The organism is Caballeronia sp. dw_276 (genome assembly GCF_018449635.1).
Taxonomy (GTDB): Bacteria; Pseudomonadota; Gammaproteobacteria; order Burkholderiales; family Burkholderiaceae; genus Caballeronia.
In genome coordinates this window covers 466,289-488,472 of sequence record NZ_JAAVUV010000003.1, presented here as the reverse complement: position 1 = coordinate 488,472, position 22,184 = coordinate 466,289, and the positions used below count along the sequence as shown (strand labels likewise).

General features: G+C 59.7%; 22 protein-coding genes and 4 tRNA genes. 10 read left to right on the top strand and 16 right to left on the bottom strand.

All coding sequences use genetic code 11. From position 1 onward, the window contains the following. Positions 1-2: 2 nt before the first annotated feature. The 3 genes from HB633_RS08090 (at position 3) to HB633_RS08080 (ending at position 1,452) form a co-directional block, all read left to right on the top strand. Positions 3-779: an SDR family NAD(P)-dependent oxidoreductase gene (locus tag HB633_RS08090; protein WP_213777569.1), complete on the top strand. Its 777-nt coding sequence runs from the start codon at positions 3-5 to the stop codon at positions 777-779. Positions 780-911: 132 nt separating this feature from the next. Continuing rightward, positions 912-1,190: a BrnT family toxin gene (locus HB633_RS08085; RefSeq protein WP_213777568.1), complete on the top strand. Its 279-nt coding sequence runs from the start codon at positions 912-914 to the stop codon at positions 1,188-1,190. Beyond that, the gene (locus tag HB633_RS08080; protein WP_255580805.1) at positions 1,183-1,452 is read left to right on the top strand and encodes a BrnA antitoxin family protein; all 270 of its coding nucleotides are present in this window, start codon (positions 1,183-1,185) and stop codon (positions 1,450-1,452) included. Before HB633_RS08085 ends, HB633_RS08080 begins: the two co-directional genes overlap by 8 nt. A 193-nt stretch (positions 1,453-1,645) precedes the next feature. On the opposite strand, the gene HB633_RS08075 is transcribed toward HB633_RS08080, so the two are convergent. From HB633_RS08075 to rph, 5 genes are all read right to left on the bottom strand, one after another. Then, a tRNA-Ser gene (locus tag HB633_RS08075) sits at positions 1,646-1,735 on the bottom strand. 106 nt (positions 1,736-1,841) lie between these two features. Continuing rightward, positions 1,842-3,032 carry an MFS transporter gene (locus HB633_RS08070; protein WP_213777707.1) on the bottom strand — a complete coding sequence of 397 codons (1,191 nt, stop codon included), beginning with the start codon at positions 3,030-3,032 and terminating at the stop codon, positions 1,842-1,844. Positions 3,033-3,071: 39 nt separating this feature from the next. Next, positions 3,072-4,310 carry a radical SAM family heme chaperone HemW gene (gene hemW, locus HB633_RS08065; RefSeq protein WP_213777566.1) on the bottom strand — a complete coding sequence of 413 codons (1,239 nt, stop codon included), beginning with the start codon at positions 4,308-4,310 and terminating at the stop codon, positions 3,072-3,074. Further along, positions 4,307-4,909 (bottom strand): RdgB/HAM1 family non-canonical purine NTP pyrophosphatase, encoded by a 603-nt coding sequence (gene rdgB / locus HB633_RS08060; protein WP_213777706.1) that lies wholly within the window; start codon positions 4,907-4,909, stop codon positions 4,307-4,309. The genes hemW and rdgB overlap by 4 nt, the downstream gene beginning before the upstream one ends. Positions 4,910-4,916: 7 nt before the next feature. Then, complete coding sequence (gene rph / locus HB633_RS08055) at positions 4,917-5,663, bottom strand: ribonuclease PH (RefSeq protein ID WP_276572788.1); 747 nt, start codon at positions 5,661-5,663, stop codon at positions 4,917-4,919. A gap of 290 nt (positions 5,664-5,953) precedes the next feature. Between rph and HB633_RS08050 the strand changes: the two genes are divergently transcribed. The 5 genes from HB633_RS08050 to HB633_RS08030 all read left to right on the top strand — a co-directional run bounded on the left by HB633_RS08050 (position 5,954) and on the right by HB633_RS08030 (position 10,937). Then, a complete protein-coding gene (locus HB633_RS08050) occupies positions 5,954-6,889 on the top strand; it encodes a YicC/YloC family endoribonuclease (protein ID WP_213777564.1) in 936 nt (311 codons plus the stop codon). Positions 6,890-6,895: 6 nt separating this feature from the next. Then, on the top strand, positions 6,896-7,561 hold the full coding sequence (gene gmk / locus HB633_RS08045; protein ID WP_213777563.1) for a guanylate kinase: 666 nt from the start codon (positions 6,896-6,898) through the stop codon (positions 7,559-7,561). A 56-nt stretch (positions 7,562-7,617) separates the two neighbouring features. Further along, positions 7,618-7,821: a DNA-directed RNA polymerase subunit omega gene (gene rpoZ / locus HB633_RS08040; protein ID WP_031359151.1), complete on the top strand. Its 204-nt coding sequence runs from the start codon at positions 7,618-7,620 to the stop codon at positions 7,819-7,821. Between the two features lie 83 nt (positions 7,822-7,904). Then, a complete protein-coding gene (locus tag HB633_RS08035; RefSeq protein ID WP_255580804.1) occupies positions 7,905-10,337 on the top strand; it encodes a bifunctional (p)ppGpp synthetase/guanosine-3',5'-bis(diphosphate) 3'-pyrophosphohydrolase in 2,433 nt (810 codons plus the stop codon). A gap of 108 nt (positions 10,338-10,445) precedes the next feature. Beyond that, entirely contained in the window at positions 10,446-10,937 is a 492-nt protein-coding gene (locus tag HB633_RS08030) for a phage protein NinX family protein (protein ID WP_213777562.1), read from the top strand. Positions 10,938-11,004: 67 nt separating this feature from the next. Here HB633_RS08030 and HB633_RS08025 read toward each other — a convergent pair. Then, positions 11,005-11,081, bottom strand: a tRNA-Arg gene (locus HB633_RS08025). A gap of 89 nt (positions 11,082-11,170) precedes the next feature. Next, positions 11,171-11,247: transfer RNA gene (locus HB633_RS08020), tRNA-Arg, on the bottom strand. A gap of 139 nt (positions 11,248-11,386) precedes the next feature. Between HB633_RS08020 and greB the strand changes: the two genes are divergently transcribed. Next, entirely contained in the window at positions 11,387-11,947 is a 561-nt protein-coding gene (gene greB / locus HB633_RS08015) for a transcription elongation factor GreB (protein WP_213777561.1), read from the top strand. A gap of 83 nt (positions 11,948-12,030) precedes the next feature. Here greB and HB633_RS08010 read toward each other — a convergent pair whose 3' ends face one another. Then, positions 12,031-13,185 carry a porin gene (locus HB633_RS08010; protein WP_213777560.1) on the bottom strand — a complete coding sequence of 385 codons (1,155 nt, stop codon included), beginning with the start codon at positions 13,183-13,185 and terminating at the stop codon, positions 12,031-12,033. Positions 13,186-13,751: 566 nt separating this feature from the next. Beyond that, entirely contained in the window at positions 13,752-14,003 is a 252-nt protein-coding gene (locus HB633_RS08005; RefSeq protein ID WP_255580820.1) for a hypothetical protein, read from the bottom strand. Between the two features lie 324 nt (positions 14,004-14,327). Between HB633_RS08005 and HB633_RS08000 the strand changes: the two genes are divergently transcribed. Next, the gene (locus HB633_RS08000; RefSeq protein ID WP_213777559.1) at positions 14,328-15,473 is read left to right on the top strand and encodes an exonuclease domain-containing protein; all 1,146 of its coding nucleotides are present in this window, start codon (positions 14,328-14,330) and stop codon (positions 15,471-15,473) included. On the opposite strand, the gene HB633_RS07995 is transcribed toward HB633_RS08000, so the two are convergent. The 7 genes from HB633_RS07995 to HB633_RS07965 all read right to left on the bottom strand — a co-directional run bounded on the left by HB633_RS07995 (position 15,470) and on the right by HB633_RS07965 (position 22,146). Further along, entirely contained in the window at positions 15,470-16,078 is a 609-nt protein-coding gene (locus tag HB633_RS07995) for a chorismate mutase (protein WP_213777558.1), read from the bottom strand. The genes HB633_RS08000 and HB633_RS07995 overlap by 4 nt on opposite strands. Before the next feature lie 193 nt (positions 16,079-16,271). Continuing rightward, complete coding sequence (locus tag HB633_RS07990) at positions 16,272-16,418, bottom strand: hypothetical protein (protein WP_200945671.1); 147 nt, start codon at positions 16,416-16,418, stop codon at positions 16,272-16,274. A 538-nt stretch (positions 16,419-16,956) separates the two neighbouring features. Continuing rightward, positions 16,957-18,498, bottom strand: coding sequence for a TolC family protein (locus tag HB633_RS07985; protein ID WP_213777557.1), 1,542 nt, complete (start codon positions 18,496-18,498; stop codon positions 16,957-16,959). Next, entirely contained in the window at positions 18,485-20,479 is a 1,995-nt protein-coding gene (locus tag HB633_RS07980; protein WP_213777556.1) for an FUSC family protein, read from the bottom strand. Before HB633_RS07980 ends, HB633_RS07985 begins: the two co-directional genes overlap by 14 nt. Further along, complete coding sequence (mdtN, locus tag HB633_RS07975; protein WP_213777555.1) at positions 20,460-21,509, bottom strand: multidrug transporter subunit MdtN; 1,050 nt, start codon at positions 21,507-21,509, stop codon at positions 20,460-20,462. The genes HB633_RS07980 and mdtN overlap by 20 nt, the downstream gene beginning before the upstream one ends. Then, entirely contained in the window at positions 21,506-21,826 is a 321-nt protein-coding gene (locus HB633_RS07970; RefSeq protein WP_213777554.1) for a YtcA family lipoprotein, read from the bottom strand. Before HB633_RS07970 ends, mdtN begins: the two co-directional genes overlap by 4 nt. Before the next feature lie 244 nt (positions 21,827-22,070). Then, positions 22,071-22,146 (bottom strand) — tRNA-Thr (locus tag HB633_RS07965). Between the last annotated feature and the right edge of the window lie 38 nt (positions 22,147-22,184).

Sequence of the window (22,184 nt, the reverse complement as noted above, 5' to 3'; positions counted from 1 at the left end):
AAATGCATAGTTTTTCTTCTAAAGTGGCAATTGTTACGGGCGGTGGATCGGGTATCGGCAAGGAGGTTGCGGCGCGCCTCGTGCAAGCTGGCGCGAGCGTGGTTATCGGTGGTCGTGACGAGGCAAAGCTCAAGTTGGCAGCGGCTGAAATCGATCCGACGGGCGCCAAGATTCGCGTCTTTGCGGGCGATATCGCATCGCCTGCGACGGCTGCCGGTCTCGTCAGTCTGGCGACGCAAGCCTTTGGCGGCGTTGACATCCTGATCAACAACGCTGGAGTGTTCGCGCCCAAGGCGTTCCTCGATGTGACCGAGTCGGAATACGACTGGTTCATCGATACGATTCTCAAAGGCAAGTTTTTCATGGCCCAGGCCGCGGCACGTGCGATGAAGCTTCGCGGCGGCGGCGCTATCGTTCAAACGGGCTCGTTGTGGGCGTTGCAGGCCATCGGCGCGACGCCCTCGGCGGCGTATTCGGCGGCGAACGCGGGCGTGCATGCATTGACGCGCAATCTCGCGATCGAGCTGGCATCGGAAAATATTCGCATCAATACGGTGGCCCCGGCGGTCGTGGAGACGCCCGTCTACAACACGTTCATGACGGACGATCAGGTCAAGGCGACGCTGCCGACGTTTAACGCGTTTCACCCGCTCGGGCGCAACGGCCAGCCTGCGGATATCGCGGAGGCGATCCTGTTCTTTGCATCGCAAAGTGCGTCGTGGATCACAGGTACGGTGCTTCCCGTCGATGGCGGCGTCATGGCGGGGCGTCAGGCTTGACCGAAAATGCAGGATTCGCCAAGTCGCCAGACCCGAAGCCAGTTGTTTCGGGCGCGATAGAGTGCACGGGTGCGCATCGCGCGCAGCCCTTGCACCTTGCGCAGTAAGTATTTTGTATATACAATTAGATCCATGCACGTCACGTTTGATCCGAGCAAGAATTCCCGAAACATTACCGAGCGTGGCCTTTCCTTCGAGCGTGCAGTGGACTTCGATTTCGGCACCGCTCTCATTGGTTCGGATGAGCGACGCGAGTACGGCGAGGTTCGCTATGTTGCACTCGGCTTCCTCGACGGCCGTCTGCATGTGCTGTGTTTCACTGAAACCGTCGATGGGATCCGCGTAATTAGTTTTCGCAAGGCCAATTCGAGAGAGGTAAAACGCTATGACAGCACGCAAACCCATGATTGATGAGCACGGCGAAGTGCGCGAACTCACTACTGACGATCTGAAGACGTTCGAGCGCGGTGACAAGGCGTTGCCGCCTTCTTTGCGCGCGAAGATTGGGGTGCGAGGTAGCCAGAAGGCTCCGACCAAGATTCCGCTTTCGCTGCGCTTGTCGCCGCAGGTTCTGGAAGCATTCAAGTCGACTGGAGACGGTTGGCAGACGCGGATTGATCTGGCGCTGTCCGAATGGCTCAAAACACATTCGCCGAAAGAATTAACGGTATAGCGCAGCTCGAACGCCAAGCCTGAAGGTCGATTTCGGAAATGCCCCTGCGGTGGTTCCACGTGTGAAACCGAATACGCACACGGTTCCCGGGAAACGCAATGATTCCGGATACTTGCTTTTGGGGTCTTGCGCTGAAAGCCTTGTGAGATAAAGGTTTGCGCGATTGATTTAGAGGGGGTTCAGATAGGCGTTCTGGCGGAAGCGGTGAGATTCGAACTCACGGAAGGGTCACCCCATCGCTAGTTTTCAAGACTAGTGCCTTAAACCACTCGGCCACGCTTCCACGTTTCACAAATTACAACTAAAGCAACCACCGGAACAGCACACCCTTCCGGCAAGGCGCGTATTGTAGCGCAACTTCGCCGGCTGTTTAAGCCTTCAGAAGCGCGTCATCCTTCCAGCGATTTTGTTGCCCGCAAACCGGGAAACAGGCGCATCCAGAGCAGAGCTACAACGATCGTCCCCACGCCGCCGATCAACACCGCCGGCACCGCGCCGAACAGCCCCGCGGTCATTCCCGATTCGAACTCGCCAAGCTGATTCGATGTCCCGATGAACAACGAATTGATCGCGCCGACGCGGCCACGCATATCGTCGGGCGTTTGAAGCTGGACGAGCGAATTGCGCACCACGACGCTGATCACATCCGACGCACCCAGCGCGGCCAGCGCGAGCATCGAAATGATGATGTTGCTCGATAACCCGAACACGATCGTGGCAATGCCAAACGCGATCACGCCGCCGAATAGCGCCGTTCCCGCGCGCTGCCGCAACGGAAAGTGCGCGAGATAAATCGATCCCGCGAGCGCGCCGACCGCGGGCGCCGCGCGCAACACGCCTAGCGCCCAAGGGCCGGCGTGCAAGACATCGCGGGCGAACACCGGCAACAAGGCCGTTGCGCCGCCCAGCAGCACGGCAAAAAGATCCAGCGACAACGCGCCGAGAATCACCGGCTTGCGTCGAATGAAAGCGATGCCCGAAAACAGCGATTCAAGTGAAACCGGCGTACGCATGCGCACGGCTTTTTCGATTTTTATCGATGCAAGCAGCAGCGCCGCCCCGACAAACGCCACGCTCACCGCCCCGTAAACCACGAGCGCGCCGAGTCCGTAGAGCAAACCGCCCATCGCGGGCCCGAGGATCTGCGCGGTCTGGTTTGCTGATGTCGACCACGCGGTCGCGTATTGCAACTGCGCGCGCGGAATCAGGTTGGGCAATAACGCGGACATCGACGGCGATTCGAATGCGCGCGCTGACCCGGCAACCGCCGCGATCACATAGATTAATTCCTGGCTCGTCACCCCACGCCACGTGGCAATGCACAAAGTCAACGCCGCCACGCCCTCGATCGCCTGACAGATGAACGCAATGGTGCGCCGGTCGTACCGGTCGGCAACGTGGCCGACCACGAGAGTGAGCATGAACATCGGCAGGAACTGGGCAAGGCCGACAAGGCCGAGTGCGAACGCGCTGTGCGTGATCGAATAAATCTGCCAGCCGATGGCAACCGACATCATCTGGAACGCCACCGATGACATCACCCGAGCGCTCCAGAAGAGCGCGAAGGGCCGGTGGCGCATCACCGAACCGGGCGGTACAGCAGGAGAGGAGGCGCTCAATTAACGGTTGTCCTTGGTCGTTTTCGAGTCGGGGTTCTTGAGGAACAGCGCCTGGAGATCGTTGAGAAAATCCTGGCCGCGCTGCGTTGGCGCAATGGTTTCGATATCGCGCGTGATCAGGCCGCGCTTCTCGGCTTCGACCAGTGCCGGTTCGATTGCGGACATCGCAAGGCCGGTTCGTTCATTGAACGAATGCACCGGGAATCCTTCGACGAGTCGCAACGTGTTGAGCATGAATTCAAACGGCAGATCGCGCGGTCCGACTTCGTTTTCTTCCTGCACGGCCGCGCCCGCGAGCGCTTCGTCCATGTAGGTGGCGGGATGTTTGTATCGGACTTGACGCACGATTTTCTGCGGGAACGACAGCTTCGTATGCGCGCCTGCGCCGATGCCGAGATAGTCGCCAAAGCGCCAGTAATTCAGGTTATGCCGGCTCTTGCGGTTCGGCTTTGCATACGCCGACACCTCATAACGCTCATATCCCGCCGACGCCGTGCGCTCGTGGATCCAGTCCTGCATGTCGGCGGATTCGTCGTCATCGGGAACGGGCGGCGGGTATTTCGCGAACATCGTGTTCGGCTCGAGCGTCAGGTGATACAGCGACAAATGCGGCGGCGCGAAACTGATCGCGGTTTCTATGTCTGCGCGGCATTCGTCGAGCGTCTGCTTCGGCAACGCAAACATCAGGTCGAGGTTGAAATTATCGAAGTTCTTCGCGGCGATTTCCACGGCTTGACGCGCTTGCGTTGCATCGTGGATCCGGCCGAGCGCTTTCAGATGCGTTTCGTTGAAGCTCTGGATTCCTATCGATAACCGGTTCACACCGCTCGCCCTGAATTGCGCGAACTTCGCCGCTTCGAACGTGCCGGGGTTGGCTTCGAGCGTGATCTCGGCGTCGGCGTCGAGGGGCAGCAATGCGCGGGCATCGGAGAGAAGACGGTCCAATCCCTTCGCGGACAACAAGCTGGGTGTGCCGCCACCGATGAATATCGAATGCACCTGACGGCCCCAGACCATCGGCAACGCGTGTTCGAGATCGGCGCGCAAGGCGTCGAGATAACGGTCTTCGGGGAACGTCTGGCCCTTCCACTCGTGCGAATTGAAATCGCAATACGGACACTTCTTCACGCACCACGGGAAATGCACATAGAGCGACAACGGCGGCAACGACGTCAGCCTGATACTGCCCGGCGACGTGAATGCCTTGACCACGTTGATGGTCTGCGGACCTGTGCTCACGATGCGTCCTTCAGCCGTTCCAGCAAATGACGCAGCGCGATCGCGCGATGGCTGCTGGCGTTTTTCACCGCGGGATCAAGTTCGCCGGCAGTTTTGCCAAGCGATGGCACGAAGAAATGTGCGTCGTAGCCAAAACCGTTCGCGCCGCGCGGTGCATCCACCACTTCCCCATGCCAGCGGCCTTCCGCAATCAGCGGCTCGGGATCGTCGGCATGACGAACGAGCACGAGCACGGAGAAGAAATATGCGCGACGATCGGCTTCATTCGCAAGATCCGCGACGAGCCGCGCATTGTTCGCGGCGTCGCTTTTTTCACCACCGTTCTGCAACTGCGCGTAGCGCGCGGAATAGACGCCGGGCGCGCCGCGCAATGCATGGACGCAAAGGCCGGAGTCGTCGGCGAGAGCGGGAAGTCCCGTCGCTTTCGATGCATGCCGCGCCTTCGCCAGCGCGTTCTCGACGAAGGTCACATGCGGTTCCTCGGCCTCCGACACACCGAGTTCGCCTTGCGTCACCAGATCGATGCCAGCCGTGCTCAAGAGCGCAGCAAACTCGCGCAACTTGCCCGGATTATTCGAAGCAAGGACGAGCCGTTTCATTGCGGTATCAGACACTGAGCAACTCCAGCGCGACTTTCTGCTTCGCAATCAACGTTTCGATACCGCTTTGCGCCAGATCCAGCAGCGCGTTCATTTCGGCACGCGTGAACGGCACGCCTTCGGCCGTTCCCTGAACCTCGACGAAACCGCCGGCGCCCGTCATGACCACGTTCATGTCGGTATCGCATTGGGAATCTTCGTCGTAGTCGAGATCGAGCACGGGCTGGCCGTTGTACACGCCAACCGAGATCGCCGCGACGAATTCGTTGATCGGCGATTCCGCGATCTTTCCATCAGCGATGAGCTTGGTGACGGCATCGTGGGCCGCGACGAACGCCCCCGTGATGCTGGCCGTGCGCGTGCCGCCATCGGCCTGGATTACATCGCAATCGATATGCAGCGTGCGCGCGCCGAGTTTGTTCAGATCGAACACGGAACGCAGCGCACGTCCGATCAGGCGCTGGATTTCCTGCGTGCGCCCGGTCTGCTTGCCGCGCGCGGCTTCGCGATCGTTACGCGTGTTCGTCGCGCGCGGCAGCATGCCGTATTCGGCGGTGAGCCAGCCCTGGTCGCGGCCGCGCAGGAATTCGGGCACCCGCTCGGAGATGCTCGCGGTGCAGATCACTTTGGTATCGCCGAATTCGACGAGGACCGAACCTTCCGCGTGCTTCGTGTAGTGACGCGTGATGCGCACGTCGCGCAACTGGTTCGCGCGGCGGCCGCTCGGGCGTGCGGACGGGGCGGGCGAGGTCAGCGGGGAATCTGTCATGGAGCGATCTGGTGATAAAGCGATGAAGGAGGGCCGTCGCCTAACAACGAACAAAGTGCAAGGACGCCGGGCCGGAACACAAATTTTATCCGCAATCGGGAAGAGCGTCTGTCCGGGCGTGTATGTGCGGCACGCGTTTCCCCGGCTTTTACGGGCCATATCGGCAAAAATGGGATAATGCCAGCTTCCCCGCCCGGCCAACATTGCATGCCATTCGCGCAGCCTCACGCCGGGCGTACCGAAGTGAACATCGATCTTCAAAAACGGACGCGACAATGATCTACAGCATGACAGGCTACGCCAGCGCCACGCGCGAGGTAGCGTCGGACGGTGCGGGCGCAAACGGCTCGGGCGTGGGGGTATCGGTGGAATTGCGCACGGTGAATTCGCGCTTTCTCGACATGAATTTCCGCATGCCGGAAGACGTTCGCGTGTGCGAACCGCAACTGCGCGAAATGCTGATGAACAAGCTTTCGCGCGGCAAGGTCGATATCCGCATCAACCTGAATCGCGCCGAGCAAACGACCATTTCCGGCGCGCTTAATCGCGATGCGCTGTCGCAACTAGCCGCGCTGGAGCGCTCGGTGCTGGACGTTTTCCCCGATTCCGAACGCATGCGCACGGGCGAAATCCTGCGCTGGCCGGGCATTTTGTCGGAAAGCGGCGTGTCGGCGGAAACCCTGCGCGACGCCGTGCTGGCGTGCGGCAAGCAGGCAATTGCTGAACTCATCGATGTCCGCGCCCGCGAAGGCGCCGCCCTCAGCGCCGTGTTGATCGCGAACGTGACGGAAATGGAAGCGATCGTTGCGCGCATCACGCCGCTCGTGCCGGAACTGATCACGAAGCATCAGCAGAAGATCGTGGAGCGCCTGCAGATTGCCCTTGGCATTGCGGCGCCGGAAGGCACGACGCAAACGAGCATTCCGCGCGAAGAAATCGCCGAACGGATTCGCCAGGAAGTGACCATGTACGGCATCCGTATCGATATCAACGAGGAATTGCAGCGCCTCACCGCACATCTGACGGAAACGCGTCACGTGCTGCAAAAGGGCGGAAAAGTGGGCAAGCGGCTCGACTTCATGATGCAGGAACTCAATCGCGAAGCAAACACGCTCGGCTCGAAAGCAGCAGCTAAAGAACTTGCAGATGCATCGATGACACTCAAACTGCTCATCGAACAGATGCGCGAGCAAGTGCAGAATCTGGAGTAAGCGCACATGAACGACGCTCAACGCAACACCTACGCCGGCGTTTATCCGGGCAACCTGTTCATGGTCGTGGCGCCGTCGGGCGCGGGCAAGTCGACGCTGGTCAACGCGCTGCTCGCGCAAGACCACGCGATTCGCCTGTCCGTGTCGTACACCACGCGCGACCCGCGCCCGGGCGAAGAAAACGGCGTGCAATACCATTTCGCTTCGATCGACGATTTCATGGCGCGTCACGACGCCGGCGAATTCCTTGAAAGCGCTGAAGTGCACGGCAACTACTACGCAACGTCGCGCGTATGGATTGAAGAACAGATGAAAAGCGGCCATGACGTGCTGCTTGAAATCGACTGGCAAGGCGCGCAGCAGGTCAAGAAACGCTTTCGCAATGCGGTGGAAATCTTCATTTTGCCGCCGTCGCTGGATGCGCTGGAAGAGCGTTTGAAAAAGCGCGGTCAGGACTCGCCGAACGTGATCGTGCGGCGTTTGCTGGCTGCCGGCAGCGAGATGGCACATGCGCCGGAAGCGCAATACGTGCTGATCAACGAGAACTTCGAGCAGGCGCTGACGGAACTGCGCTGTCTCGTTGCCGCGACACGTCTGCGGTTTGGTTCGCAATATGCACGCCATACGCAGTTATTCGTCGAGTTGGGCATACACTCGCCCCACGCCGAGTGAGCGGGCTTTCCGGTCACATAAGGTAGAATGAAGAACATATCGAGAAGGAATCAACCATGGCCCGCATCACTGTCGAAGACTGTCTGAAAATGATCCCCAATCGCTTCGAGCTCGCGCTCGCAGCAACGTACCGTGCGCGTCAGCTCGCTCAAGGCCATACGCCGAAGATCGAAAGCCGCGACAAGCCGACCGTTGTAGCGCTGCGTGAAATCGCGGCGGGTCAGGTCGGTGTGGAAATGCTCAAGAAGGTCCCGGTCTGAGTTAAAGCTCGGGTTGTCGGCCAGGGCAATTTTCGAATTAACGCGCATCTTCGCTAAAGCGTCAGCTAACCACGGAGGCGACCATGAATCCTGTTCCATCGTCCGTCTCTGTGGATATTCACCACGACGCGCCAGGCACTGACGCCCAGGTTGAGCTGAATGCCGACAATCACGCGCATGATCATGATCATGATCACGACGGAGATTCCCCGTCGGCTGCGCGCAAATACATCGACGCGGTCCTCGAACAATCGTTTCGCCATCTGTTCGGGCCGACCGCCACGCCGGAAAAACCGCGCCGTCACGACGTCGTTTCCATTGCGAAACTGACAACCGAACTGGCCGCGTATCTTTCGCCGGAAGAAATCAAGCAGGTCAAACAGGCTTTCCATTTCAGCGACGAAGCCCATCTCGGGCAGTATCGTCAAAGTGGTGAGCCGTACATCACGCACCCTGTTGCGGTCGCGGAAATCTGCGCGAGCTGGAAACTCGACGATCAATCCATCATGGCGGCATTGCTCCATGACGTGATCGAAGATCAGGGCGTGACGAAAACCGAAATCGCGGAGCGATTCGGGCCCAAGGTTGCAGAACTTGTCGATGGCTTGTCGAAGCTCGACAAAATGGAGTTCCGTAATCGCGAGGAAGCTCAGGCGGAAAACTTCCGCAAGATGCTGCTCGCCATGGCGCGCGACGTCCGCGTGATTCTCGTGAAGCTCGCAGACCGGCTGCATAACATGCGGACGCTCGGCGCCGTGCCGCCGGAAAAGCGACGTCGCGTGGCGCGCGAGACCATCGACATTTACGCGCCCATCGCGCATCGGCTCGGGCTGAACAATACGTATCGCGAATTGCAGGATTTGAGTTTCGCAAACTTCAATCCGCATCGATACGCCACGCTCGAGCGCGCCGTCAAGGCCGCGCGCGGCAATCGGCGTGAAGTGGTCGGCAAGATCATGGAAGCGGTGCAGCGGACGATCGCTGACGCAAAGATCAAAGCCGACGTCACAGGCCGCGAGAAAACCATCTTCAGCATCTACAAGAAGATGCGCGACAAGCAATTGTCGTTTTCGCAAGTGCTCGACGTGTACGGATTTCGCGTCGTGCTGGATACGGCATTGGAGTGCTATACGTGCATTGGCGCGTTGCATGCGCTCTACAAGCCGGTTCCGGGCAAGTTCAAGGACTACATCGCGATCCCGAAGGTGAACGGTTATCAGTCGTTGCACACCACGCTCGTGGGTCCGTTTGGCGCGCCTATCGAATTCCAGATCCGTACGCGCAAGATGCACGAGATCGCGGAAGCCGGCGTGGCTGCTCATTGGCTGTACAAGAACGGCGGCGCGGATCTCAACGATGTGCAAAAGCGTGCGCATCAGTGGCTCAAGTCGCTGCTCGACATTCAAAGTGAAGCGGGCGATTCCAGCGAATTCCTCGAACACGTCAAAATCGATCTGTTCCCGGATGCGGTGTATGTGTTCACGCCCAAGTCGAAAATCATGCCGTTGCCGCGTGGCGCCACCGCGCTCGACTTCGCGTATTCCATTCACAGCGACCTGGGCAATCAATGCGTCGCGGTGAAGATCAACAACGAATTGTTGCCGCTGCGCACGGAGTTGAAGAGCGGCGACATCGTTGAAGTGATTACCGCGCCGTATTCGAAGCCGAATCCCGCGTGGCTTGGCTTCGTGCGCACGGGCAAGGCGCGTTCGGCGATTCGTCATTATCTGAAGACGATGCGCCTGAACGAATCGGTGCAATTGGGCGAACGTCTTGTCGATCAATCGCTCAAGGGCTACGGCCTGGCGCTTTCCGAAGTGACGCCGGAAGTCTGGGAGAAGCTGGTCCAGTGGACCGGCAACAAGAGCCGCCAGGAAATTTTCGCGGACATCGGCCTCGGCCGGCGTGTGGCCGCGGTGATGGCCAAGCGCATTGAAGTATTGATGAACGGCCGGGACGACGACGATTCCCCGCGCGAGAGTTTCACCACGAACACTGCGCCGCCGGTCGTGATCACCGGCACGGAAGGCATGTCGGTGCAATTGTCGGCGTGTTGCCGCCCGATTCCTGGCGACGACATCATGGGTTATATCGGCATTGGGCTGGGTATGGCGATTCACACCACCGAATGCCGCGTCGCGCAGCGCATCCACAGGCGCGATCCCGGCCGATGGATCGACGTCGCCTGGGCGCCGCAACCAGGCCGTCTTTTCGATGTCGCCATCAAGGTGCTGGTGAGCACGTCGAAGGGAGTATTCGCCCGCGTGGCCGCTGACATTACGTCGGCAGATGCCAACATCGTCCACATTGCCATGGACGAGGACGTGACGCAGGAATCCACCGTATTGCGCTTTGTGATCCAGGTCAGCGACCGCGTGCATCTGGCGAACGTGATGCGGCGTGTCCGGACCAATCCGGACGTGATGCGCATTGCGCGTGAGCGGCCGAGTGACGAGCCACATCATCGCAACAACGAAGGCGGCATGCGGATCGATCGCGAACGCGGCGACTACTGACGTCCCGGCGTCCGACCTTATCGGAGCGGCCGGCGCGCAGTTTCAACCGCCGCCGCTGGAACGCGACCTGCGTGCCCTGTACCCATTCTGCGTACAACGAGGGCACTTATGAAAACATCAGAACTGGAAGGCGCCGAGCTCGACTATTGGGTCGCACGCGGGCTGCATGACTTCATCCGCGAAATCCATTTCACCGATGGCGGCCAGACGCTTGCCATTCGCGGCAACGACCGGGGACGGGCGTGGGATGGGCGGTTTTTGCCGTCATCGTCGTGGGAAGCTGCGTCGGTCGTGCTGGAGCGCGCGTGCAGGCTGGAAATGAGCGACCACGGACGTGGCGAAGTGGTTTGCACGGCGGTATTCGGGAAAGCCGGGGAAGAGGTCGAGGGGCGCGGTGCGTCGCTGAGAACTGCGTTGCTTCGCGCATTTCTGCTGCACGCGTTCGGCGAAACCGTGGACGATGAATACCCGCACCGTTCGCAAATGCTGCTTGGTGAACGCGCGGAGCCGCTGGGTGAGCAGAGCGCGGTTGCATCGGTGGACGATGCTCCTGCGCCTGATGGCCGAATTGGCGACATTGGATCGACGGCGCGGCAATAACGCCCGGGCAGCACAAAACTGCTGCACAAACAAAAAGGGCCTTCCGCGAGGAAGGCCCTTCTCAAATTGGTGCGGCTGGCAGGATTCGAACCCACGACCCCTTGGTTCGTAGCCAAGTACTCTATCCATCTGAGCTACAGCCGCATGTGCAACAGGGTAATACAAAAATCGATAACAACAAACTACTACGTGTAACGCCCGCAATGTACGAACAACAAAGCGCTTTGAAGAAGTGGTGCGGCTGGCAGGATTCGAACCCACGACCCCTTGGTTCGTAGCCAAGTACTCTATCCATCTGAGCTACAGCCGCACGCGAGACCAAGAGTATAGCCAAGCTCTCCCAAAAAAGGAAGAGTTATGCCACGATTTCTGTAATGCCGATCTCCTTCGTGTTACCTTGCCTGGGAGCGATCTCGCTTTTCTACACGTCATTTTGAGCGGTTTGCACCATGAATAAAGCATTTGTCAAAGAGTCGGATGAAAGTGACGACGACCTCGATATTGAACAGCCGCCCGGCGTTCCACCCGGCACTAAAAACTACATCACGCCGGCGGGGCATCAGCGTCTGCGTGACGAACTGCTGCATCTACTCGATGTAGAGCGTCCGGATGTTGTGAAGCTGCTCTCGTGGGCGGCGTCGAATGGCGACCGGTCGGAGAACGGCGATTACATCTACGGCAAGCGGCGTCTGCGCGAAATCGACCGGCGTATCCGTTTTCTGACGAAGCGGCTGGACCTGGCCGAAGTCGTGGACAGCAGCCGGCAGGAAAACGTCGATCAGGTGTTTTTCGGTGCAACGGTCTCGTACGCCGGCGACGATGGCGAAGAGCAGACGGTGACGATCGTTGGTGTGGACGAGGTGAATCTGGACGTCGGGCACGTGAGCTGGATATCGCCCGTTGCGCGCGCGTTGCTCAAGGCAAAGGTCGGCGACACGGTGACGCTTCACACGCCGGCCGGCGTGCAGCAGATCGATATCCTCGACGTTCACTATCCACCGAAGGGTTGAGCAGCAATAACGCAAAACCTCGGGACGAAAAAAAAGCGCCGCAAGCGGCGCTTTTTTCACATCGGTGCTACCTGAATCAAAGCTTAGAAGCGGTGACGAATGCCAACCGTTGCCGACACTTGATTCGGGGTCGACGACATGCCTACGCCCGTGATCGGAGCGCCAAGGCCCGTGCCGTCCAGGTCGATTGCGTGAACGTACTCACCTTGCAGGTACACGTCAGTGCGCTTCGACAGCGAGTAAGCCGTTTGCAGGGCGAACTGATGGAACGACGGCTTTTGACCATCGATACGTGCGTCGGTGTACGTGTACTCACCAGCCAGGCTCAATGCCGGGGTCAGCGCGTAACGGCCGTTCAACTCATAGTTGTTGAAGCGGATGTAGTTGCCGGTATTCACGCCATTGGTCGTGCCGATCGCGCCGCCAGCAATGCCAACTGCGTCTTCAAACTTCGATTGCGTGAACACGAAGCCAACCGTTGCCGGGCCGAACGCGTAGTTCAAGCCAGCACCGAACGTACGCTGCGTGCCAGCCACGAAAGTGTTGTCGCCGGCAACCGCGCCGCCGGTGTTCGACAGTGCGGCATTCACGTTAGCGCCGGTCGTGTCGTTGTTCAGTTGCAAGTAAGCAGCAGCGATGTTCAACGGACCGTAGTTATACGATGCGCCAACGCTGTAAGCACGGTTGTTTGCGAAACCGTCAGCCTGGTTCGAGAAGCCGTACTGCGCGCCGAACTTGAAGCCAGCGTAGTTCGCGCTCTGGTACTTGACCGAGTTATTGATACGGAACGAGTTGTCGAGGTTGTCGTTGTCGAACGGGTGGGCGAACTGCGTACCACCGTACTGCGTGCCGGTCAGAGCCAACGGGCCCAGGTAGTCAACCACGGAGTCATATTGACGACCGAGGGTCACAGCACCATATTGCGTGCTCGACAAACCAACGAATGCTTGACGGCCGAACTCGCGACCACCTTGACCCAGCGTGCCGTTAGCAATGCTGAAGCCGTTTTCCAACGTGAAGATTGCCTTCAGGCCGCCACCGAGGTCTTCAGCGCCACGCAAACCCCAACGGCTGCCGTTGACCGAGCCGCTCGTCATCTTGAAGTTGTGTTCGCCGCCTTGGTTGTTCGTGTACGTCAGGCCAGCGTCGATCAAACCGTACAGCGTCACGCTGCTTTGTGCGTGAGCAGCGGTTGCAAATACGCCCGTCAGGGCGGCGACCATGAGAGTCTTTTTCATCTTTGTAACTCCGAGAGCAGTTTGGGTCTGACAACCCAGGCTTGAAGGAAACCTTCACTCCGACGCGCTGCGAGAGGCGCTGTCAGGTGATTTCATGTGCAATGAATTGACACAGTCGTTTCCGGACCAGACGAAGTGTAAAGACGGTGTTACAGCGATGGCATTCCGATTTCCGCAATAAAGTATTCTGCTATCGGCAATGATGGAAAAAACTCGGCGAAGGCTTTACTGGAAAGGGTTTGCGGGGGATTGGGAAGAACGCAAGGCACATGTCAACCAAGTGTCGTTGCGCAATTGCTACAAGTTCTATCGTTAAAATACAACGCCAATAATCCGAAATGTCGATTGTTGACGGAACCGCAATAGATGATTGCCAGAACTGGGGATGATTCCCAAGTAATGCATGGCTATACTTAAATTGCTGCTTTCCGAAGCAGACTTTTTCGTTGACGGAAAAGATCTCCAAACCTTGTCAGCGCGACTTCCCAGTCGCGCTTTTTTTTGCCCAAAGCAAATCCATGCGGGATTTGCTCCAGGTGATATCTAATGAGTAGCCACGTCGAAAACTAGTAAGCCGGCTCCATTTCCTCTTCCGGGTGCTCGCGCGTTTCGGCGGCTTCACTGTTGTCAAAAACCGGCGGGATTGCGATCGTCCAGTCTTCCATTACATAGCGGCGCGCATCCATTGGCGACGACAACAGGTTTTGCCAATGATCGCCGTGCCACGCTGGATCAAAATCGAGTAAGGACGTCGTTTGTGCTTCCGATGCTTCCACTGCGGGCTGAGGCGCTACCCAGGTCCTGATCCACGAAAACATGCTTTTGAGTTCGGTCGCCACGGCATGACCTCCTTAAAAAGTGTTTGCGGTACAGGTTTATGATGCCGAGCGTCTCCTTCGGTAACAAGACTCGTAAACGCTTACGATTCGATAAACCTGGTTACATACCGAGTAAATAATTCCGATGTGCGCCCGTTTGCGGCTGCAACCGCAAACTTTGCGATGAAACCTCCTTTCGGCTCCGGGATCCCATAGTTAGATTGGCAGACATTAAGGAACCTCTTTATCGTGGGCTAAAATGTGCGACCGGTTCATCGCGCCGTGCGCATTGCGCCTAAATCTCTTTTTTTGCGGTCAGCGGCCTTGCTCCCAAACCTTCCCAATCTCTTTTCCGCCGAGCCGCTGGTTTTCGTCGACCTGGAAACAACGGGTGGCAGCCTGGGTGTTCATCGAATTACTGAAATTGGCGTGGTCGAAGTCGGGCCATCGGGCGTGACGCAGTGGAGTTCGCTCGTCAATCCGCAGCAGCCCATTCCGTTTTTCATTCAGCAACTCACCGGAATCAACGACTCGATGGTGCGCGACGCGCCAACCTTCGACGTCCTCGCCCAGGATCTTCTCGCGCGCCTCGACGGCAGGTTGTTCGTGGCTCACAACGCGCGCTTCGATCACGGCTTCCTGCGCAGCGAATTCAAGCGCGCGGGCATGAGGTTCCAGCCGGACGTGCTATGCACCGTGCAGCTGTCGCGGGCGATCTACCCGACCGAACGCCGGCATGGTCTCGATGCGCTGATCGAACGTCACGCGCTCGTCCCGTTCGCGCGCCATCGCGCACTCGCCGACGCCGATCTCCTCTGGCAGTTCTGGCAACACCTCCACAGCACGCATTCCGCCGATACCCTGCGCGGCCATATAGAACAGGTGACGCGCCGTTTCCGGCTGGCCGGGGATATCGATGAAGACACGATTGAGCGCATCCCGGCAGGTTGCGGCGTGTATGTGTTCTATGGCGAAAACGACGTGCCGCTGTATGTAGGGCGAAGCGTGCGGTTGCGCCAGCGGGTGCGCGCCCATTTGTCGGGCGTGAAGCGCTCGGCCAAGGAGCAGCGGCTCGCCGAACAGGTGAAACGCGTGGAGTGGACCGCGACCGGCGGCGAGATCGGCGCAATGCTCGAGGAAGGGCGCTCGATCGCGCGGCTTGGTCCGGCGCACAACCGCGCATCGAAAATACGCCGCGATGATCCGCGCGGCGCGCCGTGGATGCATTCCGGGGCGATTGCCATTGAAGAAACGGACGCCGAGACGGGCGCGCGCGTCTGGCATGTTGTCGATGGGTGGCAGTTCTTCGGCACGGCCACATCGCTGGATGAAGCCGCGCGCCTGCGTTCATCCGCAGCGTCGGTGACCTTCGAGTTGGCGACTTACCGGATTCTCAGCGAGCGTTTGTCGCGGGGATTGAAGATCGTGCCGCTCGGCGCCACGATGCTGGTCAACCGCGAAATCGCCTAACCTACAGCGCCTAGGCCCCCGGCTGCGCAAACATGCGATAACGAGCGGGCAAGCGGCGCGTTCTGTGCCGAGTCGTAACGCGTCAGGTGTTTCCATCGTGCGATGCTGTCGGCGAGACGCAGCGGACAATCGTCGGCGTGACGCAAGGGCTCAACGCGCGCCAGCGCACCGAGCAGCGAGTCCGTTACGCGGTCGAGTTGCGGGCGAGTATCGCGCGCGAGATCCGGAGGCGTGCCTTCAGGCGGTCGGGATTTGCGCCAGTTATCGAAGAGGGCGTTCTGCACATCCTTGCTCGCCTCGATCTGATCGCGAAAGAAAGCTTGCGCGAATGCCGGATCGATCCCGGCAGCCTTCGCGCGGACGTCGATGCGTGCGAGCAGCGCGGCTTCGCGGGGTTCGTCGGTGATGGATTCGTGACGCGCCCACTTCCAGCGTGCGACCGGCTCGGCCAAAGCCAGCCGTTGCGACGACAACGCGATGAGGTTGGTGAGCGGGGTATCGTCGCCATCGGCGAAAGCCTTCGATGGAAACGCCGTGACGATCGTCATGGACGTGGCCGCTAAAGCGATGGCCCTCAGACTGCGCAAGAAGGTAGTGGAAAGCATGAGTGGCCGGTGGCGTACAAAGAGCCGCAGCTTAACTCATGGTGTGTGAAATGCCCGTTTCGCGCGATGCAGGCGTGTCAACGCGGCATCGCTAAAGAGAGATGCCGCGATGTTCAGGCGTGCAGAAGCCGCAGTCCGCTCGAGGTCCGCACAAAGCGTGCATGCGCCGGGCGCACGCGATGAGTTGCAGCGATTACTTCGAGTCGCACAGGTTGCGTTGTTCGTCGAAGAAGGCCCGGACATGCTCCGGCAATTCCGCGAGGAATTCGACTGCGACCGGGTCTTGATCCGGACAACGCACCGTGTCGGGTGCCGGGATTTTGGTCGGTTTGGCGTCCATCACTTTCTCTCCTTGTATAAGGTCGATTATCAATCTCGACTCTGGCTTCGCGCTAGCGTCGAATGCGCGGCTGGAACTTTTCTCTGTTCCTTTGTTGCTTTAACGGAACACCAATGGCGTGACTTAAGCGCGTCACAGTTAATAACCCGAAATTCGGCGTTATCCCTTTATTGCCGATACCCCATGCTGCTTTGCGGCAAATATTTCATCAAGCGCTTCAAACTCTTCTCGATGCGCCAAGTGCGTTACTACCCACGGCGCAAACCGCCGTATAACGCGTCCTCCTGATATTGATAACGGCAGTATTTCGGCGCGGTTGACCGATTTATTATCTTTTAAAAAACTTTCTGTTTTCGATGTGTTTGGAAGCGCACACAGCTATACAAACGAATGTTCGCAAATCAGATAAATCCGAAACGTCGATAAAGCGACGCGAAAATGTTTGTTTTTGCAGCGAGTTTAAGCAGCGCGCTTAAAGCGTTACTTTAAGTATTCGACGCTAAGCATTACCGCGAAACGCGTATCGCTTGCAGGGAAATTAGTTGTTCTGCGCTGCGATCGAGTCGACCGCGCCTGTTGCAAGCGCCAGGGCGGCGGCCGCCGACAGCGCGCCGCTGTAACTGTCCGCGCTCGCATTCTTTGCCACGAGCAGTTGGTTTTGTGCGAGAAGCGCGTCGGTAATCGAGCCGACGCCCTGGCGGTAGGCATCGAACGCGGCGTCGTAGGTAGTCTGCGCGGCGCCCAGCAGTTCTTTGGCGGCAGCGTTCGCGGCGAGACTCGTCTGCAGCGTGTTCTGCGCAGTGACGATCTGACGCACAGCTTCCTCGCGGCTTCGGGCGAGGCGGGTCGAGGCGCTGTCGGCATCGTTGCGTGCCTGCGCGAGTACGGCCTGGCGCAAGCCGCCGTCGTACAGCGGGATCGTTACGCCGACGATCACGCTGCCGCCGTAACGACCGCCGCTCAGATTCACCGTTGGCAGTTGCTGGCCGATACTCGGAACCGCCGATATAGAAGAGCTGCCGGTGTTGTACGCGCCGTTCGCCGAGAGAAATACCTTGGGCATGAATTCCGACTCGGCCAACTTCACTTTCGCGAAGTTGATCCGCTCGGCAGCGTAGGCGCTCAGGACGTCGGGACGCCGCGCGATTGCGTCCGAGACGATCCGTTCGATGGAATCGTTCACGGGCGAGGGCAGTGTGCGCGCCGGCATTTCGGCGACTGCGGGTTTCGATAATGGCGATATTCCCATCGCGGAGATCAGCGTCAGATAGGCGTTGCTCTCGACGCCCTGCGCCTGGACAAGTGCGAGCTTCGCCTGCGCCCGGTTCTGCGTGGCCTGCGCGACTTCGATCACCGTGCCGATCCCATGCTTGAAACGCGATTGCGCCGCGGCAAGGATTGCGTCGGCGTTGTCGAGACCTTGCCGAGTTGTGACGATGCGCGCGCGCGCCGCCTGATACGTATAGAACGCGACGCTGACATCGAAGATCACTTGTTGATGAACCGCGGTGAAGCCGATGTTCGCCACCACCGATCCCTGTGACGCAGCCTCGACGCGCGCCGCGCGGCCGCCGAAATCGAACAGCAGCCATTGCAGCGACAACACCGACGTCGCGCCATGCCCCGACCCGTTGAGCGACGACCCATCGAGCGCCGATGAGTTCGGGCCTTGGGCGTTCGCGTATTGGCCCATTGCCGCTATCGACAGTTGGGGAAGGTAAGCGCTTTTCGTGATGCCCGCCGCGAGTGCTGCATTGCGTGCATCGTTCCAGGCAATACGAGTCAGCGGATTCGACGCTTCCGCCAGATCGATGAGTTCGGCCAGCCCATACGCATGCCCTTGGGAAAGCGCCGGAGGAGGCGGAACGGTGGCGAGCACGGGGTTCGCGGGCAACTGGTAACTGCTTGCCGATGCCGTTGTTTTCGCTGCCGGACCCGGCACGATGGCGCCGGCTGCGTCCGTCCTCGGCCGCCATGGACGCTCGGGGCTATCCGGCGCCATGTCGATAGACGATGTGGCGCAGCCGGCCAGACCCGCCGTCAGGATTGCAAGCGCGAAGGGAGGCTTAAACCGCGGCATGAGTCGTGAAGCCCTTCGCCGCGCCGGTCGGCGCGGCGTGTTCGAGTTGGGTGAGGCGCGCATTGCCGAGGTTCAGCAAAGCGGCGCGTGTGTCGTTGTCGGCATCGGCGGGCAGCGCTGGTGGCGTTGCATCGGCAGCGCTACCGTTTCCGCCCGAAAGCCGGCTGATCCAGGCATCGATGGCGGTATCGCCTTGTTTTCTTTCGGCGAGCAGGAACATCGGCGTTTCGAGGGCGTCGAGCCTGGCCAGCGCGTAGCGGCGTTCGGCGATCCATTGCGCATCCGGACGGACCCACGACGGCTCGTAATGCATCATCGCAATATCCTGTTCTAGCGCGCCGCACTGGGCCATTGCGCTTGCTGCCATCGCGCGGCGCGTTCGGCCGTGGGCCAGCAACGCGATCCGCTTCCACTGTTGTTGCAGCCCGATGAGGCCGGCATCGACGCGCGCCGCAACGCTGACCGGCCACACGCGCGTGAAGATCAGATAGACGACCACGTTGCCGATCAGGATGCCGATCGTGCGATCCCGCGCGATGGTCAGATCGAAAGCGGGCGCCGGCCCCTGGATCACGCACATGAAGAACACCAGCGCGATCTGGAATCCCGCATAGGCGATGCGCGGCGAGCCGAATGCGATCCAGGCAGCGAACCACGTGCCGATGAACACAATCGCCATCAAGCCGAGAACGGACGTTGTCACGGGCATGAGGAACACGATCGCAGCCGTACCAAGAATCGCGCCGATGAAACACCCGCCGAGACGCAGCGTCATTTTCTCGACGGTCTCGGCAGTGGTCCCGAGCGACACCATATAGACGGTAATGAAGCAGGTGTGTATGCCCGGCCAGTTGATTTGCGTGTAGAGCAGATAGCAGAACATCGCGGCCACCGTGGTTTTCAGCGCGTAGCGGACGTGTTCGGGATTTGTGAAGGCGTCGGGCAGGAAGAAGCCGCCGGACTTGGCGGCGGGTGGCGGGCTTTCTGTGTTGGCTTCGGATTGGACCACCGCGAACTGAATGATCGCGCGCTGCAAATCCTCAACCGCGATTCGTGCGAGCGGCGGCAGTCCTGTCATGTCGGGCAGACCGAGTTCGATATCGACCGGATAACCGCCCGCTTCGAGCATGCGCGCCATGTTTTCCAGCGTTTCGGCGATCGGCGCGGCGAACGATTCGGGCAGCCGGCCTGACGGCTCGCGGGAAGCGAGGTCGGCTGCGACGAGAATCGCGAGCGTCGACGATACCGCTTGCCCGAGCGCGGGAACGTCCGCGCGCGCCGACGAGCCATCGACAACCGAGAGCTTCAGCCACGTGCTGATCTGTGCATCGCCCTCGCGCAGGCAGGCGCTGAGCGCGTCGCGAGCGTTGTAGGTTTCTCCTGCCTCGACAAGGCTCCGGGCCGCAACCCGCAGGCGCTTGCCGAGCGCGCGGCCCGCGAGCCGCCGCGGCGACGGCGCAAGTAGCACGTTGACGCAGACCGATACAGCGAACGGAATCGCCGTCATCAGCCAGGCGTAGAGCAGGGCGCGCGTTGCCACTTCGCCGAACGGCACGCTGCCGAGTTCATCGAGCAAAAAGCCGATGATCATTGCGAGGATTGCACCCACCGGCCGCAGCTTGCTCGCCGACGTCACGAACAGCAGTCCGAACGAAAGCCCCGCGATGCATGCGACTCGCCAAAGAGGATTGTCGAGCGCAAACATGGTCACGACCAGCACGATGCCGATAAACAACGTGACAAGCACGATCATTGCGACGCTTTGCACGACGCTCATCACCCGGTCGGGCTGGTTCAGGAAGAACACGACATAGGCGGAGATCGCGGCTTCCATCGTGCCGTAGGCGCTCGTCACATACGCCGTCAGCGCGCAGATCAACGCGATCCTGCATGCCATTGCCGCTCGCCCGGGAAAGGGGGCGAGCAGTTTCAGGATGTCGGCGGCGCCAGGCCGGGTCAGATCACCGGCAGGCTGCGCCATGCCGCACCTCGACCATCGCACTCGCACCGACGCGGACCAGTTGAGCGGCCGGCTCGTCCAGACGCACGCGCACGGGGAAGCGCTGGGCGACGCGCACCCAGTTCACCGACTGCTGCACGATAGGCAACGAACGCGGCAGGTTGATCCGGTCGGAATCCGAGACGCCCGCGCCGATGCCCGTCACCTTGCCGTGAATCGCCTGGCTTCGGTCGATCATCGAATAGACGGTCGCGCAGTCGCCGGGCTGGATGCGTGCAAGTTCCGTTTCGCGGAAATTCGCGACGGCGAACCATTCGTCCGCGTGGACGAGCGTGAAGATTGACTGATTCGGCGCGACGGTTTCGCCCGCGAGCACCGACAGGCCCGTAACAAAACCGTTGTGCGGCGCGCGCACGATGCTCGACTCGAGGCTATGTTGCGCAATCGCGAGTGCAGCTTCGCGCGCAACCACGATTGCAACTTCGCCTGCATCGTCGCCGATCGTCTGCGCGGTTGCCTGCTTCTGTTCCTGTGCCTGTTTGAGGGACAACGCCGCGTCGCGTTGCGCGACTTGCGCCTGATCGAGTTGCTGGACGGGCACATAGCCCTTCGCCGCGAGCGGCGTGAGCCGCTGCACGCTGCGCGTCGCAAGTTCGTAATTGCGGGCCGCTTTTCCGCTCTGGTCTCCGGCGATCACCGCATTTGCGCGCTCGCCGATGATCCTCCTGCGGCGCGTCTCGAGCGCTGCCCGCGCCAGATCGAGGTCGGCCTGAGTTTGTACGACCAAAAGACGAAACGGAACCGGATCGATCTCGAACAGCACGTCGCCTTTTGCGACCCGCTGGTTGTCAGTTACATGCAACTGGATAATCCGGCCGCCGACCGGCGACGCGATGTGAACGACATCGGCATCGATTGTCGCGTCATCGGTCGAAGGGAAGCGGGTTGTGCGGTCGTAGGCGAAATACGCTGTTGCCAGACCGAGCGCGATGATGACGCCCGCGATCACGCGGCCTTTGAGCGAGCCTTGGCGCTTGCCGGCGATTTTCATAGGAGATGCCCTGTTCCCGCGAGCCAGAAAAGCACGGCGACCATCACGCCGATAGCCAAACAGACAAAGAGTTGAAACGGGACGATCTGCGCATAACCGGTTGAAACGAAGATCCGATGCGCGATCAGCCCACCGACAAATCCGATCAACGCGCTCACCAGCCAGAGCGGAAAATAAGCGCCAAAGATTTCATATGATGGCGCGCCGTGCAGCGTGCATCCCTGCAGGAACAAGCTGAGGGCAGCAGTAGCCGGGAGTGGCTGCGTGCGATGGAGGATTAGGTCGCGGGCGCTTACTTGATTTGACTTGGGCGGCATTGCGGGCGCATCTGGTTGAAAAAGACCCTGTGGAAGCAATGTTAATCAGGGCACTTTACCAGCGCGTCATATTCATTTCGACAAATTCCGAGAATGCACAACTTTTATTACGTATTCACGAAGAACATGCAGTAAATAGAAATTATGAGATGTGCTTCGCGTTGCGTTTCTTCATGCGCACGCCAAATCGAATCCGCAAAACAAAAAGCCCAGTCCGGGGACTGGGCTTGGTGCTTGATTCTGTTGGTGCCGGAAAGAGGAATCGAACCCCCGACCTTCGCATTACGAATGCGCTGCTCTACCGTCTGAGCTATTCCGGCATCAGAGAAACGAGATTATAAGGACCCTTCGCCGAGTT